The 1178-nt window shown below is 66.4% G+C and carries 1 pseudogene; it reads left to right on the forward strand.

Going from position 1 to position 1178, the window contains the following annotated elements:
- Nucleotides 1-586 precede the first annotated feature (586 nt).
- Nucleotides 587-1178, forward strand: a pseudogene (locus ACYVD1_RS34715) (HNH endonuclease signature motif containing protein); the annotation flags it as partial.

Below are 1178 nucleotides of genomic sequence, written 5' to 3' on the forward strand. Positions count from 1 at the left end.
TGACGGCACCTATCGGGCCCGGTGACATCACCCTTTAGGTCATGGGTTCGACGGGGACATCCAGTCATGCCGGGCCCGTAGGCCAGTGGCTCCATTGCGGGGCCACCAAAAACATAACGGGACGGGTAGTCGAGGCCTGTGGCGAATTCGGGCTCCGCCCGAAAGACGGATTCTGTCGGCCTGGCGGCCGATGCCTGCCCCTGCGCCGGAGCGTTGACGCCTGGCGGTGTCGCGGCTGGTCATGGTGGGCGGCGTACCCCGAACAGCGCGACCTTCGGCCGGGTGGGCCACTGCGCCGGAGCCCACCGGTTGCGGGTGTCGCGGCTGGTCACTGTGCGCGGCGAAAACCCCGATGATCTTGCTCCTGTCTCCACCCTCGGCCGTCGAGACCGGCGACAGGAGCAAGATCATTCCCATAGGGGCACACATTTGTCCGCTTTGTCCAAGAATGCGGTCAAGGGAGGCTGAGTCCCTTTCCTGGTGGCTTCTTTCCAGGGAATGGGAAAGGCGGATTGGGGTGTCCTGGTAAGTGTTGTGTCACCCCCGGGGTAGGTCCTTTCTGGGTCTTTCTTGATATCCTGGTGGTATGACTTCTTCTTTCGGGCAGTGCGGGAATGCGGCGGGAAACACCCCCGCCGTGGCCGCCATGGGTGCTGCCCGGGGAAAGATCGCCTCGGAGATGGCGGAGGTGCCCCCGACCGGAGCAGCTGGCCAGGTCCTGGATGTGATCTCGCAGGTGTTCGAGGACTTCGATCAGGCCCAGCTTGCGATACTGCTGCGCCTGGCGCAGCTGGAGGCGGCCGGGACCCTGCTGGAGGCGGGTGGGCAGCGGTCGGTGCAGAACTGGCTCATCCACTCGGTGGGGATGGCCCCCGTTGAGGCCAACGGGCGCGCCCAGCTGGCGCGCCGGTTGTTCGCCCAGGAGCTTCCCGCCACCCGCGAAGGCCTGGACTCCGGGTTGTTGTCCATCGGGGAGGCGGTGGCGGTGTGCAAGGCCGCTGATAAGGCGGTCAAGGCACGCAACACTAAGGACTGCCCGGACGCCGACAGGTTCCGGCGGATGGTGGAGGCCGGGATCTTGGCTTCCAAGGCCAGGGAGCCGTCGATGTCGACCTCCGACATCGCCCGGCTGGGCCGGGAGCTGCTGGCCCAGTACAACCCGGCGGTGGTGGAGGAGC

The organism is Nocardiopsis nanhaiensis (assembly GCF_054778635.1).